This window comes from Ralstonia flatus (genome assembly GCF_958439105.1).
Lineage (GTDB): Bacteria > Pseudomonadota > Gammaproteobacteria > Burkholderiales > Burkholderiaceae > Ralstonia > Ralstonia flatus.
The window spans coordinates 286,260-299,820 of sequence record NZ_CAUDLI010000001.1 but is presented as its reverse complement, the minus strand read 5'-3'; the positions used below and the strand labels follow the sequence as shown (position 1 = coordinate 299,820).

General features: G+C 65.4%; 13 protein-coding genes. 8 read left to right on the top strand and 5 right to left on the bottom strand.

Features of this window, described 5'->3' with window-relative positions:
- Nucleotides 1-46 precede the first annotated feature (46 nt).
- Complete coding sequence (locus R2676_RS01415; RefSeq protein WP_206275016.1) at nucleotides 47-1,279, bottom strand: GNAT family N-acetyltransferase; 1,233 nt, start codon at nucleotides 1,277-1,279, stop codon at nucleotides 47-49.
- A 55-nt stretch (nucleotides 1,280-1,334) separates the two neighbouring features.
- On the opposite strand from R2676_RS01415, the gene R2676_RS01410 reads away from it, so the two are divergent.
- From R2676_RS01410 to R2676_RS01400, 3 genes are read left to right on the top strand one after another with little or no spacing between them, the layout of a single operon-like run.
- Nucleotides 1,335-2,972: an NAD+ synthase gene (locus R2676_RS01410; RefSeq protein WP_206275017.1), complete on the top strand. Its 1,638-nt coding sequence runs from the start codon at nucleotides 1,335-1,337 to the stop codon at nucleotides 2,970-2,972.
- A gap of 9 nt (nucleotides 2,973-2,981) precedes the next feature.
- On the top strand, nucleotides 2,982-3,608 hold the full coding sequence (locus R2676_RS01405; RefSeq protein ID WP_206275018.1) for a class I SAM-dependent methyltransferase: 627 nt from the start codon (nucleotides 2,982-2,984) through the stop codon (nucleotides 3,606-3,608).
- 14 nt (nucleotides 3,609-3,622) lie between these two features.
- Complete coding sequence (locus R2676_RS01400) at nucleotides 3,623-3,961, top strand: P-II family nitrogen regulator (protein ID WP_004631293.1); 339 nt, start codon at nucleotides 3,623-3,625, stop codon at nucleotides 3,959-3,961.
- 49 nt (nucleotides 3,962-4,010) lie between these two features.
- Here R2676_RS01400 and R2676_RS01395 read toward each other — a convergent pair whose 3' ends face one another.
- From R2676_RS01395 to trxB, 3 genes are all read right to left on the bottom strand, one after another.
- Nucleotides 4,011-4,634, bottom strand: coding sequence for a trimeric intracellular cation channel family protein (locus R2676_RS01395; protein WP_037028273.1), 624 nt, complete (start codon nucleotides 4,632-4,634; stop codon nucleotides 4,011-4,013).
- Between the two features lie 22 nt (nucleotides 4,635-4,656).
- Nucleotides 4,657-5,322 carry a Smr/MutS family protein gene (locus R2676_RS01390; RefSeq protein WP_206275019.1) on the bottom strand — a complete coding sequence of 222 codons (666 nt, stop codon included), beginning with the start codon at nucleotides 5,320-5,322 and terminating at the stop codon, nucleotides 4,657-4,659.
- A gap of 130 nt (nucleotides 5,323-5,452) precedes the next feature.
- Complete coding sequence (gene trxB / locus R2676_RS01385; RefSeq protein WP_027680828.1) at nucleotides 5,453-6,409, bottom strand: thioredoxin-disulfide reductase; 957 nt, start codon at nucleotides 6,407-6,409, stop codon at nucleotides 5,453-5,455.
- Between the two features lie 218 nt (nucleotides 6,410-6,627).
- Between trxB and R2676_RS01380 the strand changes: the two genes are divergently transcribed.
- The 3 genes from R2676_RS01380 (at nucleotide 6,628) to R2676_RS01370 (ending at nucleotide 10,213) form a co-directional block, all read left to right on the top strand.
- Complete coding sequence (locus tag R2676_RS01380) at nucleotides 6,628-8,973, top strand: DNA translocase FtsK (RefSeq protein ID WP_102066575.1); 2,346 nt, start codon at nucleotides 6,628-6,630, stop codon at nucleotides 8,971-8,973.
- A gap of 120 nt (nucleotides 8,974-9,093) precedes the next feature.
- Nucleotides 9,094-9,741: an outer membrane lipoprotein chaperone LolA gene (gene lolA, locus R2676_RS01375; protein WP_012762530.1), complete on the top strand. Its 648-nt coding sequence runs from the start codon at nucleotides 9,094-9,096 to the stop codon at nucleotides 9,739-9,741.
- 46 nt (nucleotides 9,742-9,787) lie between these two features.
- Nucleotides 9,788-10,213 (top strand): hypothetical protein, encoded by a 426-nt coding sequence (locus tag R2676_RS01370; protein WP_206275020.1) that lies wholly within the window; start codon nucleotides 9,788-9,790, stop codon nucleotides 10,211-10,213.
- 15 nt (nucleotides 10,214-10,228) lie between these two features.
- On the opposite strand, the gene R2676_RS01365 is transcribed toward R2676_RS01370, so the two are convergent.
- Nucleotides 10,229-11,125 (bottom strand): LysR family transcriptional regulator, encoded by an 897-nt coding sequence (locus R2676_RS01365; RefSeq protein WP_206275021.1) that lies wholly within the window; start codon nucleotides 11,123-11,125, stop codon nucleotides 10,229-10,231.
- 130 nt (nucleotides 11,126-11,255) lie between these two features.
- Here R2676_RS01365 and speB point away from each other — a divergent pair, with 130 nt between their 5' ends.
- A complete protein-coding gene (speB, locus tag R2676_RS01360; protein ID WP_206275022.1) occupies nucleotides 11,256-12,215 on the top strand; it encodes an agmatinase in 960 nt (319 codons plus the stop codon).
- Between the two features lie 32 nt (nucleotides 12,216-12,247).
- Nucleotides 12,248-13,552, top strand: a complete 1,305-nt coding sequence (locus R2676_RS01355; protein WP_206275023.1) for an MFS transporter — start codon at nucleotides 12,248-12,250, stop codon at nucleotides 13,550-13,552.
- Nucleotides 13,553-13,561 lie beyond the last annotated feature (9 nt).

Genomic DNA, 13,561 nt, shown 5'->3' with positions numbered 1-13,561 from the left:
CGTCCGTGCGGACGCTGTCTTTTCCCGCCGCCGCTGCTTCCCGCCGCTAGTCCGATTCCAGCCGTTGCTTGAACGGCGAGCGGTCCGTCAGTTCGTCCAGATACGCTTCCATGCCTGCCGTTTCGCGGTCAAGGAACCTGCCCACTGCATCGGCAAATGCAGGGTGCGCCAGCCAGTGCGCCGACAGCGTCGCCACGGGCTCGAAGCCGCGTGCCATCTTGTGTTCGCCTTGCGCGCCACCCTCGAACGTGCGGATGCCGTGCGCGATGCAGTACGTCAGCGGCTGGTAATACGCCGTCTCGAAGTGCAGGCAGGGGTGATGCTCGATCGCGCCCCAGTAGCGGCCGTACATGACCGACGCCTCGGGGCGCATGTCGATCACCAGCAGCGCGCTGGCGATGTCGTTGCCGTCGCGCGAGGCGATCACCAGCAGCAGGTTCTCCGGCATCGTCCCGCCGATCTGGCGGAAAAACTCCAGGTTCAGATACGGCGACGAGTGATGCTCGCGGTAGGTGGTGCGGTAACACCGGTGGAAGAAGCGCCAGTCCGCGTCCGTCGCGGCTGCGCCGGGCACGTGGCGGAAGGTGATGCCTGCGTCGTGCACGCGGCGGCGCTCGGCGCGGATGTTCTTGCGCTTCTTCTGTTCCAGCGCGGCCAGAAAGTCGTCGAAGCTGGCAAAGCCCGGATTGCACCAGTGGAACTGCACGCCGTGTCGCAGCAGCATGCCGGCGGCGCGCAGTTGCTCGGCTTCATCGGCGGTGGGAAACAGCACATGCAGCGATGACAACTCACTTTGCCTCGCCACCGCCAGCATTGTGTCGAGCAGCGCCGCGCGCGCAGCCGCATCCCGCGCCAGCAAGCGCGCACCCTGCACCGGCGTAAACGGCACAGCGGACAACCATTTCGGGTAGTACTCCAGCCCGTGCTGCGCATACGCATTGGCCCACGCCCAGTCGAAGACGTACTCGCCGTAGGAGTGGCCCTTCACGTACAGCGGCACGCCCGCCGCGAGCACTTCGCCATCCGGGCCGTCTTGCCACAGCGTCAGGTATTGCGGCGACCAGCCGGTGTCGGCCGACGCGCTGCCGCTCTCATGCAGGGCGTGCAGGAAATCAAAGCGCAGAAAAGGCGTCGCTTCGGGCTGCAGGGCAAGCAGGGCATCCCACGCGTCGCGGCCGATGTCGCGCAGATCGGTCACAAGTCGCGTGCGATAATTGGCCAATTCGTGTCGCGAACCAGCGCGCGCTTGAGGCTCGGGAACAAGGGGGCGAGAGGTCATGCCGCCGATTCTAATTCCAGCTTCGACTGGCGCGCTTGCAATCCATATTGCCCCCATGACCGTCTCTGTCGCTCTCGCCCAGATCAACTGCACCGTCGGCGATTTCGCCGGCAATGCCGCCCGCATCGTCGCCGCGGCGCGCGAAGCGCACCAGGCTGGTGCGCGGATTCTCCTCACGCCGGAACTGTCGCTCACGGGCTATCCGCCCGAAGATCTGCTGCTGCGCCCGGCGTTTATTGATGCCAGTGCGCGCGCGCTTGACGCGCTCATCGCCGAACTGGCGGCCTTCCCGGGTTTGCATGTGCTGATCGGGCACCCGCAACTCTCGCTGGAAGCGCCGGCGCCCGGTGTGCTGCCCAAGCCGACCAACAGCGCGACGGTGGCCGTGGATGGCCGCGTGGTCGGCCGGTACAACAAGCTCGAACTGCCCAACAACGAAGTCTTCGACGAGAAGCGCTACTTCCAGCCCGGCACCGAGCCGTTTGTGTTCGAAGTGGACGGCACGCGCTTCGGCGTCGTCATCTGCGAAGACGCCTGGTATGCCACGGCCACGGCCTACGCCAAGGCGGCCGGCGCGCAGGTGGTGCTGATCCCCAACGCGTCGCCGTATCACCTCGACAAGGAAGACCTGCGCGAGCGGATCATCGGCGCGCGCGTGAAGGAATCGGGCTTGCCGCATGTGTATGCAAACCTGGTCGGAGGGCAAGACGAATTGGTGTTCGACGGGGGCTCGTTCGTGCTCGACGCCGAAGGCAACGTCGTCGTGCGGATGGGGCAGTTCGTTGAAGGCGTCGGCTACGTGCAGTTCGACGGTGGACGCGCGTTGCCGGGCACGGTCGTGCCGGAGGCGCCGCTGGAGGCCCAGGTGTATGAGGCGCTCAAGCTGGGCGTGCGCGATTACCTTGGCAAGAACGGCTTTCCGGGCGCGATCATCGGCTTGTCGGGCGGTGTCGATTCAGCGTTGGTGCTGGCGATTGCCGTCGATGCGCTGGGCGCCGATCGTGTGCGTGCAGTGATGATGCCCTCGCGTTACACGGCGGATATCTCGTGGGTCGACGCCCGCGACATGGCGGCCCGCCTGGGCGTGCAGTACGACGAAATCGCCATCAGCCCGATGTTCGACGCATTCAAGGGCGCGCTGGCGGAGGAGTTCCGCGGGCTGCCGGAAGATGCGACGGAAGAGAACATCCAGGCGCGCATTCGCGGCACGCTGCTGATGGCGCTGTCGAACAAGAGCGGCCGGATCGTGCTGACCACCGGCAACAAGAGCGAAATGGCGGTCGGCTACTGCACCTTGTACGGCGACATGGCCGGCGGTTTTGCCGTCATCAAGGACATCTTCAAGACGCTGGTCTACCGCCTGTGCCGCTACCGCAACGCGTTGTCGGAAGTAATTCCGGAGCGCATCCTGACGCGCGCGCCGTCGGCCGAGCTGCGTGAAAACCAGACCGACCAGGACAGCCTGCCCGAATACGATGCGCTCGACGCCATCGTGCAGCGCTACATGGAGCAGAACCAGCCGGTGGCCGACATCATCGCGGCCGGGTTTGCCGAGGCCGACGTGCAAAAGATTGTGCGCCTCATCAAGATCAACGAATACAAGCGGCGTCAGGCGCCGGTGGGCATTCGCGTGACGCAGCGGGCGTTCGGGCGCGACTGGCGGTATCCGATCACGTCGCGTTTCAAGGAATAGGTCGCCGCCATGCTCGACTACTACGCCAAACGTGCCCCCGAATACGAGCGCATCTATACGAAGCCCGAGCGGCAGGGCGATTTGGCGTGGTTGAAGGCGCGCGTGCGCGACGTGACGCGCGGTGCGCGGGTGCTGGATCTGGCGTGCGGTACCGGTTTTTGGACCGAGGCGATGACCGACGCGCGCAGCATCGTCGGCGCGGATTACAACGACACCGTCCTGCGCATTGCGCGCGGCAAGGGCATCGCCGGGGCGTCGTTCGTGCGCGCCGACAACGATGCGCTGCCGTTCGCGCCGGGCGCCTTTGACGTGATGACGGCGGGCTGCTGGTGGTCGCATGTGCCGCTGCAGCATTTGCGCCGGCATGTCGAAGGGCTGCACCGCGCCTTGGGGCCCGGCGTGCGCGTGCTGTGGTTCGATAACCAGTATGTGTTTGGCTCGAGCACGCCCATTGCCTACAACGACGAACATGGCAATACGTGGCAGCGTCGCCCCCTGCGTGACGGCAGCGAGCACGACGTCCTGAAGAATTTTCCCGACGATCCGACGCTGCTGCAGACGGTGTCCGGCATCGCCCGGGATGTGCGCATTAACCGGCTCCAGTATTATTGGACGCTTGAATACTTCACCAACTAGTGAGCGAGACACCCATGAAACAAATCACCGCCATCATCAAGCCCTTCAAACTGGACGAAGTGCGCGAGTCGCTCGCCGACGTGGGGGTGACCGGCCTGACTGTCACCGAGGTCAAGGGTTTCGGCCGTCAGAAGGGCCACACCGAGCTGTATCGCGGTGCGGAATACGTGGTCGACTTCCTGCCGAAGATCAAGATCGAGGTGGTGGTGGCCGAAAGCCAGGTCGAAAACGTGATCGACACGATCGTCAAAGCCGCCAAGACCGGCAAGATCGGCGACGGCAAGATCTTCGTGATGCCGGTGGAGCAGGTGATCCGCATCCGCACCGGCGAGAAGGACGAAGCCGCGGTCTGAAGCCGCCGCCTATGGCTATGGCCGGCGCGCTCGCGTCGGTCGGCGTTGGTCAACGCGGCAGGGTGATGTTCCAGCGCAGCGTCACCAACCGCCCGATCACGATGGCCAGCGTGGCGATCACCACGGACACGCTCGGCAGCAAGTCCGTGTGCGTCAGCCCGACGTAGAGGAAGCACCCGAGAAACGCGCACGTTGCGTAGGGGTGATTGTCCCGCAGCAGCATGGGCACTTCATTGCAGACCACATCGCGCAGCAGGCCGCCAAAGGCCGCCGTGATCACGCCCATCATCACCGACACGAAGACCGGCACGCCCGCATCGAGCGCCAGCTGCGTGCCCAGCACGCCAAAGAGCCCCAAGCCGATGGCGTCGGCCACGATCAGCACGCGGTCGGAAACCAGCTGGCTCACCAGCCGGATCACCCAATTGGCAAACAAGCTCATCACGAACAGCGCGAGCAGGTATTGCTCGTGCTCGATCCAGTAGAAGGGCCGCCGATCCAGCAACAGATCGCGCAGCGTGCCGCCGCCGAACGCGGTCAGGAACGCGACGATGAACGCGCCCACGGCATCGAGGCGCCGCCGTTTGGCCTCGGCCAGCCCCGAGATGGCAAACGAGAAGACCGCGAGGATCTCCACCCAGTGCATCACCAACTGCAGGCGCGTTACGTGCATGTGTGTGCTGTCCGACTGCGCATCAGGAGCCGTACGGCTGGCGCAGCAGCACGAGCACGGCGCCCGCGCCGCCCGCCGTGTTGCGCGGCTCGACGAAGGCGATCACCTCTTCCTTCTGCACCAGCCACGAACGGACCTTGCCCTTGAGCACGGGCGTTTTGTCGGGCGAGCCGAGGCCCTTGCCGTGGATCACGCGCACGCAGCGGATGCCGCGCTGCACGGCACGGCGCAGGAAGGCGGCCAACGCCTCGCGGGCTTCTTCGCGGCGCATGCCGTGCAGGTCGATCTGGTCTTGCGTGGCCCACTCGCCGCGGCGCAGCTTCTTGAGCACGTCGTCACCGATGCCCGGGCGACGGTAGGACAGCGTGTCGTCGGTTTCGAGCAAGTTGTCCACATCGAATTCATCCGACAGGGAATCGCGCAGGACGGTCTGCTCTTCGGCGCGCGAATGCACGGGGTCCGGCGCGGGCGGATTGCGCGGATGTTCAACGCGCTTGTTCTGGCGCAGGGCGCTCACCTCGCCGATGCTGGCGCGGAACACGTTGGCTTCTTCGGCCGCCTTGCGTGCGGCGGCTTCGGCGCGCTGGCGTTCGGCTTCACGTGCCTGCGTCTCGTGTTTGAGCTGGTCACGCAGACCGGCCAGGTCGGTCAGGCTGAGCTTGTTGGCGGAGGAAGAAGCGCGTTTCATGGTGAAGGCCGGGCGAGCACGTCGGGTGGAGCGTCTATCGATTATACGAAGGCGCCGCACATGGCAAAACGGCCGATGGTTACCCATCGGCCGCGTTGTTTGCGCCCGGGAAACCCCGGGGCGGTGAAGCTTATTCCAGGCTTTCCAGGTAGCGCTGGGCGTCCAGCGCGGCCATGCAGCCCGTGCCGGCGCTGGTGATGGCCTGGCGGTAGATGTGGTCCTGCACGTCGCCGGCGGCGAACACGCCCGGGATGTTGGTGGCCGTGGCCATGCCGTCCAGGCCGCTCTTCGTGCGGATGTAGCCCGTGTCGTTCATGTCGAGCTGGCCGCGGAAGATGTCGGTGTTCGGCTTGTGGCCGATGGCGATGAACACGCCAGCCACCTTGACCTCTTCGACCTTGCCTTCGTTCTCGTTCGTGCCCTTCAGGCGGGCGCCCGTCACGCCGGAGTCGTCGCCCAGGATCTCGTCGAGGACCATGTTGGTCTTGATCTCGATCTTGCCCTTCTTCTCCTGCTCATGCAGGCGGTCGATCAGGATCGGCTCGGCGCGGAACTTGTCGCGGCGGTGGATGAGCGTGACCTTGCTGGCGATGTTGGCCAGGTACAGCGCTTCTTCCACGGCGGTGTTGCCGCCACCCACCACGGCCACTTCCTGGCCCTTGTAGAAGAAGCCGTCGCACGTTGCGCAGGCGGACACGCCGCGGCCAGCAAAGGTTTCTTCCGACGGCAGCCCCAGATATTGGGCCGAAGCGCCGGTGGAGACGATCAGCGCGTCGCAGGTGTATTCGCCCGAATCGCCTACCAGGCGGATCGGCTTTTCCGTCAGATGCGCGGTGTGGATGTGGTCGAACAGCACTTCGGTCTTGAAACGCTCGGCATGCTCCAGGAAGCGCTGCATCAATTCGGGGCCTTGCAGGTGTTCCTTGTCAGCGGGCCAGTTTTCCACGTCGGTGGTCGTCATGAGCTGGCCGCCCTGCGCCAGGCCGGTAACCAGCACCGGGTTCAGGTTGGCCCGGGCAGCGTAAATCGCGGCCGTGTAGCCGGCGGGGCCGGAGCCAAGGATCAGCACTTTTGCGTGTTTTGCCATGATGCGTTCTGAGTGTGCGCGGCACGAGGGTGGAGCGCCGCCGTGCAGGCTAGGTGAGGGTGATGGGCGCCATTATAAAGTGGCACCCCCTCGTCCGCCCGGTTGTAAATTCCAATGGCGGTGATAGGGCCGCGTTACAATCCTTGGCATCGTATTTGTGCTGTCCCAAGCCGCGTGGCCTTGCCCAAGCGGCACATCCGTCTCTCCGCGTCTCCCGCATGGCTCGAGCTTCCACCACTCCGACAACCCGCACTGATCCATCCGCACTGCCGTCCCGCATTGGGCGGCTGCTGGGGGAGGTCCGCTGGTTCCTGTTGCTGGCGGTGACCATCGCCTTCCTGATCATTCTTCTGTCATACAACCGGGCCGACCCCGGTTTCACCCACGCCAGCCAGGTCGACGAAATCCGCAACCTGGGCGGCCGCGTGGGCGCGTGGCTGGCCGATCTGCTGCTGTTTGTCTTTGGCGCGTCCGCCTACTGGTGGGCGGTGCTGCTGGTGCGCAAGGTCTGGCGCGGCTGGCGCGAGCTGATGTCGGACGAGCGCCTGCCGCGCACGGCCATGCCGCGCGTGGACGCCAGTGTCACGTGGATCGGCTTTGCGCTGATCCTCGCTTCCAGCATGGGTTTGGAAGCCATTCGCATGTACTCGCTGCACATGAAGCTGCCGCGCGCGCCTGGCGGCGTGCTGGGCGATGTGATCGGCGGGGCGGTGCAGCATTCGCTGGGCTTTACCGGCGGCACGCTGGCGCTGCTGTTTGCGTTCCTGGTGGGGCTGTCGCTGTTCTTCCATTTCTCGTGGCTGAACCTGGCCGAGCAGATTGGCGCAGGCGTCGAGATGCTGTTCGTCGGCTTCAAGACACGCCGCGAGAGCAAGCAGGACCGCGCCATCGGCGAGGCGGCCAAGGTTGAGCGCGAAGAGGTGGTCGAAACCCGCCGCGTGCGCATTGAAGAATCGCCGCCGGTGCAGATCGTGCGCCCGACCGCCGTGGTCAAGAGCGAGCGCGTGGAGCGCGAGAAGCAGCAGCCGCTGTTCGTTGACATCCACGATTCCGACCTGCCGCCGCTGGCGCTGCTCGATCCGATCCCGCCGGTTGTCGAAACCGTCAGCGCCGAGACGCTGGAATTCACCTCGCGCCTGATCGAGAAGAAGCTCAAGGATTTCGGCGTGGAAGTGCAGGTGGTGGCGGCCTATCCGGGCCCGGTCATCACGCGCTACGAAATCGAGCCCGCCACGGGTGTGAAGGGCAGCCAGATCGTCAACCTGGCGAAGGACTTGGCGCGTTCGCTGTCGTTGGTGTCGATCCGCGTGGTGGAGACGATTCCGGGCAAGAACTACATGGGCCTGGAGCTGCCGAACCCCAAGCGCCAGGCCGTGCGCCTGTCGGAGATTCTCGGCTCGCAGGTCTACAACGAGAGCGCATCGCAGCTCACGCTGGCGCTGGGCAAGGACATCGCCGGCAAGCCAGTGGTGGCAGATCTCGCCAAGATGCCGCACTGCATGGTGGCCGGCACCACGGGTTCCGGTAAGTCGGTGGGCATCAACGCGATGATCTTGTCGCTGCTGTACAAGGCGAAGGCCGACGCGGTACGCCTGATCCTGATCGACCCGAAGATGCTCGAGCTGAGCATCTACGAAGGCATTCCGCACCTGCTGTGCCCGGTCGTGACGGACATGCGCCAGGCCGGCCACGCGCTCAATTGGGCCGTGGGCGAAATGGAGCGCCGCTACAAGCTGATGAGCAAGATGGGCGTGCGGAACCTGGCCGGCTTCAACAAGAAGATCGAAGAAGCCGCCGCGCGCGAAGAAAAGATTCCCAACCCGTTCAGTCTCACGCCCGACGCGCCGGAGCCGCTCGACAAGCTGCCGATGATCGTCATCGTGATCGACGAACTGGCCGACCTGATGATGGTGGTCGGCAAGAAGGTCGAAGAGCTGATCGCGCGGATTGCGCAGAAGGCGCGTGCGGCCGGCATCCACCTGGTGCTGGCGACGCAGCGTCCGTCGGTGGACGTGATCACGGGCCTGATCAAGGCCAACGTGCCGACGCGGATTGCGTTCCAAGTCAGCAGCAAGATCGACTCGCGCACGATTCTCGACCAGCAGGGCGCCGAAGCGCTGCTCGGCATGGGCGACATGCTGTACTTGGCGCCTGGCACCGGCTTGCCCGTGCGCGTGCACGGCGCGTTCGTGTCGGACGACGAAGTGCATCGCGTGGTCGACAACCTCAAGGCGCAGGGCGAGCCGAACTACATCGAAGGCATTCTCGAAGGCGGCGTGGCCGACGGCGAGGGCGGCGGCGATGGTTTTGGCGGCGGCGCTGGCCTTGTCGGTGCGGGCGGCGGCGAGGCCGATCCGTTGTACGACCAGGCGGTCGACGTGGTGCTCAAGAACCGCCGCGCGTCGATCTCGCTGGTGCAGCGTCACCTGCGCATCGGCTACAACCGCGCCGCACGCCTGCTCGAAGACATGGAAAAGGCGGGGCTTGTGTCCGCCATGTCGGGCAACGGCAACCGCGAGATCCTGGCGCCCAACCGCAACGGCAACGTCGTCGAAGAGGAATGACGCTGCCCGCATGGCGCGCGCATTTGCCCGCATTTTGCAGTTACATCGCGTTACCGCGCGGGCGGAATGTTCCGGCGCGGCCGGCCACTAACAACAAGATCAACTGAAACCGGGATTCCTATGTTTGTGTTGAAAGCACGTCACCTGATGGCCGCCGGGCTGGTCTCGCTGGCGGCATGGTCTGCCGGCGCCTATGCAGGTGCGGTCGAACAGCTCAACGCCTTCGTGAGCAACGTCAGCACCGCGCGCGGCGAGTTCGTGCAACGGCAAGTGAAGGGCGGCACCAACGGCAGCCCGCTGCGCGTGGCCGGGACGTCCAACGGCGATTTCGTTTTCTCGCGCCCGGGGCGCTTCGTCTGGCGCTATGTGAAGCCCTACGAACAGCAGCTCTCGGCCGACGGCCAGACGCTCTACATCTTCGACAAGGACCTGAACCAGATCACGGAGCGCAAGCTCGATGCGTCGCTGGGCTCCAGCCCGGCCGCCATCCTGTTCGGCAGCAACGATCTGGCGAAGAATTTCACGCTCAAGGAAGGTGGTACCAAGGACGGCATCGACTGGGCCGAACTCACCCCCAAGGCCAAGGACACCCAGTTCGAGCGCATCGCCATCGGCTTTCGCAGCGGCGAGCTGCAAGGGATGGAGCTGCGTGACGCCTTCGGGAACACCACCCTGCTGACGTTCTCGAACATCCAGAAGAATCCGCAACTGCCGGCCAACGTGTTCCGCTTTACGCCGCCCAAAGGGGCTGACGTCATCAAGCAATGACGCGTGGAGGCCGGCGCCGTTGCTGTCCTAGACCAGGAGACCGACCATGCCTTTGCCGTTCACCACGTCGTTGCACCGAGCCGCCGCTGTTGTCGCTGCGGCGTCGGCGGCGGTTGTCTTTGCGGGATGCGCCTCCACGGGTGCGTCCCGTTTTGATGTCGATTCGTTCCTCACCGCGCCAGACACGGTGCTGGCAGAGGCCTTGGTCAACAAGGATTTCCTGCATGCGACCGAGCTGCCCAGCGCCGAGTGCAGGGCATTGGTGAAAGGCCACGCGGGGCAGGTCGTGCCGATCCAGGCGCCGGTTGATCCACGCCTGCCCGAAGCGTCGGCGCGTCAGCCGTTCGTGATTCAGCCGCCGGCCAGCGAAAACGTCTGGCTGCTGCTGCGCGCGGCCAACGGCACGCAGTCGTGCCATGGGCCGCTTCCGGCCAAGGCGTTCATGGGATTGGTGCAGCGTGCGTCGAACTGACGGCGTGCGCGTCTTTTAGGCGTGGGCCGCTTTCATGTCGGCAATGAAGGCGGCCAGCAGATCATTGCGCCGGGCATCGCGGCGCACCACCATGTCGAACGGCACCTCGTACCGCATGGCAGCGGGTGCCAACGGCGTCAGCAGGCCCTGCGCCACATAGGGCGCCGCAAAGTGCTCCGGCAGGTAACCCAGGTGCCGGCCGGACAGCACCAGCATTGCCACCGCTTCCATGTTGTCTGCCACGGCGGTCACCGGCCGCTCGGCCGGCGATCCTGCTGCTTCCGGCAGCGGATAGCTGCGCCACGCCCACGCGTGCGCCAGTGCCTCCGCGGGCGTCACGTCCCCAGCCTTGCTGAACAGCGGATGGCCGCGCCCCGCATACGCAAGCTGCGTCTCGTGGAAGATCGCCGTGTAGTCCAGCGCCGGCACGCGGTGCCAGAAATAGCCGATCGCCATATGGATCTTGTTGTCGAGCAGCAGTCCTTCCAGCTCCCCGGGCGGGCGTACCGAGACCGTGAAATGCACGGATTCATCGCGTTGCCGAAAGCGCTCGATGGCCTGGCTGATGCGCGCATTCGCATTGACGGGCGCATGGCCGATCAAGCCGAGATTCAACGTGCCGACCAGCGTGCGGCCCACCTTGCGGGCCTCCGCGCTGAAGACGTCGAGTGCGCCCAGCAGCTTGCGTGCGGAATCGACGAAGCGTTCGCCGCGCGCGGTGAGCCGGAAGCCGCTGCGGCCGCGCTCGCATAGCCGGTAGCCGAGTCGCGTCTCCAGCGTGGACAGCTGCGTGCTGATGGTGGATTGCCCCACGTTCAGCGTTGCCTGGGCAGGGGTGATGCCGCCCGCGTCGACCACGGCAAGAAATACGCGGATCAGTCGCAGATCAAGATCGGAAGCTTGTCCCAGCACGGTCGATACATCGATTTATGTCGATGTTTGATTCGGAGATTTCGCATTCTACGTGCGAAATCCATAGGCAAGAATGCAGCTTATTGACACTCATTACATCGTCTCGGGACGATGTGACCATGCGACTGCCATGAACGACCGCGCCGACCTCTTCCAGCCCGCTTCGGGCAACGCCATGCCGCGTTTTGGCGGCATTGCCACCATGATGCGGCTGCCCGCCGCCACGTCTGCCGCCGGGCTGGACGCCTGCTTTGTCGGCGTGCCGTTCGACCTGGGCACGTCCAACCGCAACGGCGCACGGCTCGGCCCTCGGCAGATCCGTGCAGAATCCGTCCTCCTGCGGCCGTACAACATGGCCACACGCGCTGCGCCGTTCGACTCGCTGCGCGTGGCCGACATCGGCGACGTGCCGACCAACCCATACAACCTGCATGACTCGATCGCGCGCATCGAGGCCGCATACCGGGAGATCATCACCGACGGCTGCCGCCCGATCGGCCTGGGCGGCGACCACACCGTCACGCTGCCTATCCTGCGCGCGATGCATGCCAAGTACGGCCGCATCGGCCTGATCCACGTGGACGCGCATGCCGACGTCAACGACACGATGTTCGGCGAGAAGATCGCGCACGGCACGCCATTTCGCCGCGCGGTGGAAGAGGGCTTGCTCGATTGCAACCGCGTCGTGCAGATCGGCCTGCGCGGCACCGGCTACGCGGCCGAAGATTTCGACTGGTGCCGTGAGCAGGGCTTTCGCGTGGTGACCGCCGAGGAATGCTGGCACCGATCGCTCGCGCCGCTCATGGAAGAGGTGCGCGCTCGCGTGCAGGGCGGGCCGGTCTACATCAGCTTCGACATCGACGGGATCGACCCCGCCTATGCGCCGGGCACCGGCACGCCGGAGATTGGCGGCCTGACCGTGCCGCAGGCACTGGAGATCGTGCGTGGCGCACGCGGTCTCGACATCGTCGGGGCGGACCTGGTCGAGGTGTCCCCGCCATACGACCCGTTCGGGACGACGGCGTTGCTCGGCGCCAACCTCGCGTTCGAGATGCTGTGCGTGCTGCCCGGCGTCGAATACCGCGCCTGACGCGACACCCATAAGAACAGAGAGGAGACCCCATGCAAGCAACGCAGTCGATCGCTCAGCCACGCCGTGCGGCGATGGCATCGTTCATCGGCACCACGATCGAGTGGTACGACTTCTACAGCTACGCCACAGCGGCGGCGCTTGTCTTCGGGCCGCTGTTCTTCCCGGGAGAGAACCGCTTGCTGGGCCTGCTGGCTTCGTTCGGGTCGTTCGCCATCGGATTTCTCGCGCGGCCCATCGGCGGCGTGCTGTTCGGCCGCATCGGCGACAAGCTCGGCCGCAAACGCGCGCTCATGGGCACGCTCACCCTCATGGCGGTTGCCACCGTGCTGATCGGTTGTCTGCCCACCTATGCGCAGGCCGGATGGATTGCGCCGGTCGCGCTGGTGGCGTTGCGTGTGCTGCAAGGCATTGCCGTGGGTGGCGAGTGGGGCGGCGCGGTGCTGTTGGCCGGCGAGCATGCGCCGAAAGGCCGGCGCACGTTCTTCGCCTCGTTTGCGCAGCTTGGCAGCGCCGGTGGCCTGATCCTGTCGATGCTGGCCTTTTCCGCCGTCAGCCGGCTTGAGCCGGAGGCCTTCATGGCGTGGGGCTGGCGCTTGCCCTTCCTGGCGAGTGCCGTGCTGCTGGCCGTGGGTTTTGTGATCCGCATGTCGGTCAACGAATCGCCGGAATTCGAGGCGATGCAGGCCTCCGGCGACGTGGCGAAGCAGCCGCTGGCGGAGGCGTTCAAGGCGTGGCCGCTGATCGCGCTGGCCATCGGCGCCAACGTGTACGGCATCGCGGGCGTGTACTTCAGCAACATCTTCATGATTTCGTATGCCACGCAGTACCTGCAGCTCGATCGCGCGATGATTCTCGACTGCATGTTCTGGGTGGCCGTGCTGCAGTTCTTCGTGCAGCTTGGTGCGGCCACGCTGGCCGACCGTTTCGGAACGCGCCGCATGCTGGTCATCCTCGCGGCCTTTGCGGTGGTCGTGCCGTTCATCATGCTTCCGCTGGTCCGCATGGGCGAGGCGCATACCGTGTTCGCAGGGGTGGCCATCGCAACGCTGGCCGAGTCCGGCTACTACGCGATCATCGCGGGCTTTGTCAGCGGCATGTTTGCGGCGCGCATCCGCTACACGGCGATCTCGTTGTCGTATCAGGTGTGCGGCGCCTTTGCGGGTGGCCTGACACCGCTGCTTGCCACGGTGCTGGCTGATCGCTTTTTCCCGCTGTGGTGGCCGATGGCGATCTTCTATGCCGGTTTTGCGGCGCTGTCGCTGATCTGCGTGCTTTTGATCGGCCGGAGCAGGCCGGCAGCAGAGGCGCCGGCGCTGGACGCACGCGCCGCCTGAGGTTGCCGG

What these genes read in the sequence shown, in the direction of transcription:
- R2676_RS01415 (WP_206275016.1), bottom strand. Translation starts at nt 1,279, where the DNA reads ATGACCTCTCGCCCCCTTGTTCCCGAGCCTCAAGCGCGCGCTGGTTCG.
- R2676_RS01410 (WP_206275017.1), top strand. Translation starts at nt 1,335, where the DNA reads ATGACCGTCTCTGTCGCTCTCGCCCAGATCAACTGCACCGTCGGCGAT.
- R2676_RS01405 (WP_206275018.1), top strand. Translation starts at nt 2,982, where the DNA reads ATGCTCGACTACTACGCCAAACGTGCCCCCGAATACGAGCGCATCTAT.
- R2676_RS01400 (WP_004631293.1), top strand. Translation starts at nt 3,623, where the DNA reads ATGAAACAAATCACCGCCATCATCAAGCCCTTCAAACTGGACGAAGTG.
- R2676_RS01395 (WP_037028273.1), bottom strand. Translation starts at nt 4,634, where the DNA reads ATGCACGTAACGCGCCTGCAGTTGGTGATGCACTGGGTGGAGATCCTC.
- R2676_RS01390 (WP_206275019.1), bottom strand. Translation starts at nt 5,322, where the DNA reads ATGAAACGCGCTTCTTCCTCCGCCAACAAGCTCAGCCTGACCGACCTG.
- trxB (WP_027680828.1), bottom strand. Translation starts at nt 6,409, where the DNA reads ATGGCAAAACACGCAAAAGTGCTGATCCTTGGCTCCGGCCCCGCCGGC.
- R2676_RS01380 (WP_102066575.1), top strand. Translation starts at nt 6,628, where the DNA reads ATGGCTCGAGCTTCCACCACTCCGACAACCCGCACTGATCCATCCGCA.
- lolA (WP_012762530.1), top strand. Translation starts at nt 9,094, where the DNA reads ATGTTTGTGTTGAAAGCACGTCACCTGATGGCCGCCGGGCTGGTCTCG.
- R2676_RS01370 (WP_206275020.1), top strand. Translation starts at nt 9,788, where the DNA reads ATGCCTTTGCCGTTCACCACGTCGTTGCACCGAGCCGCCGCTGTTGTC.
- speB (WP_206275022.1), top strand. Translation starts at nt 11,256, where the DNA reads ATGAACGACCGCGCCGACCTCTTCCAGCCCGCTTCGGGCAACGCCATG.
- R2676_RS01355 (WP_206275023.1), top strand. Translation starts at nt 12,248, where the DNA reads ATGCAAGCAACGCAGTCGATCGCTCAGCCACGCCGTGCGGCGATGGCA.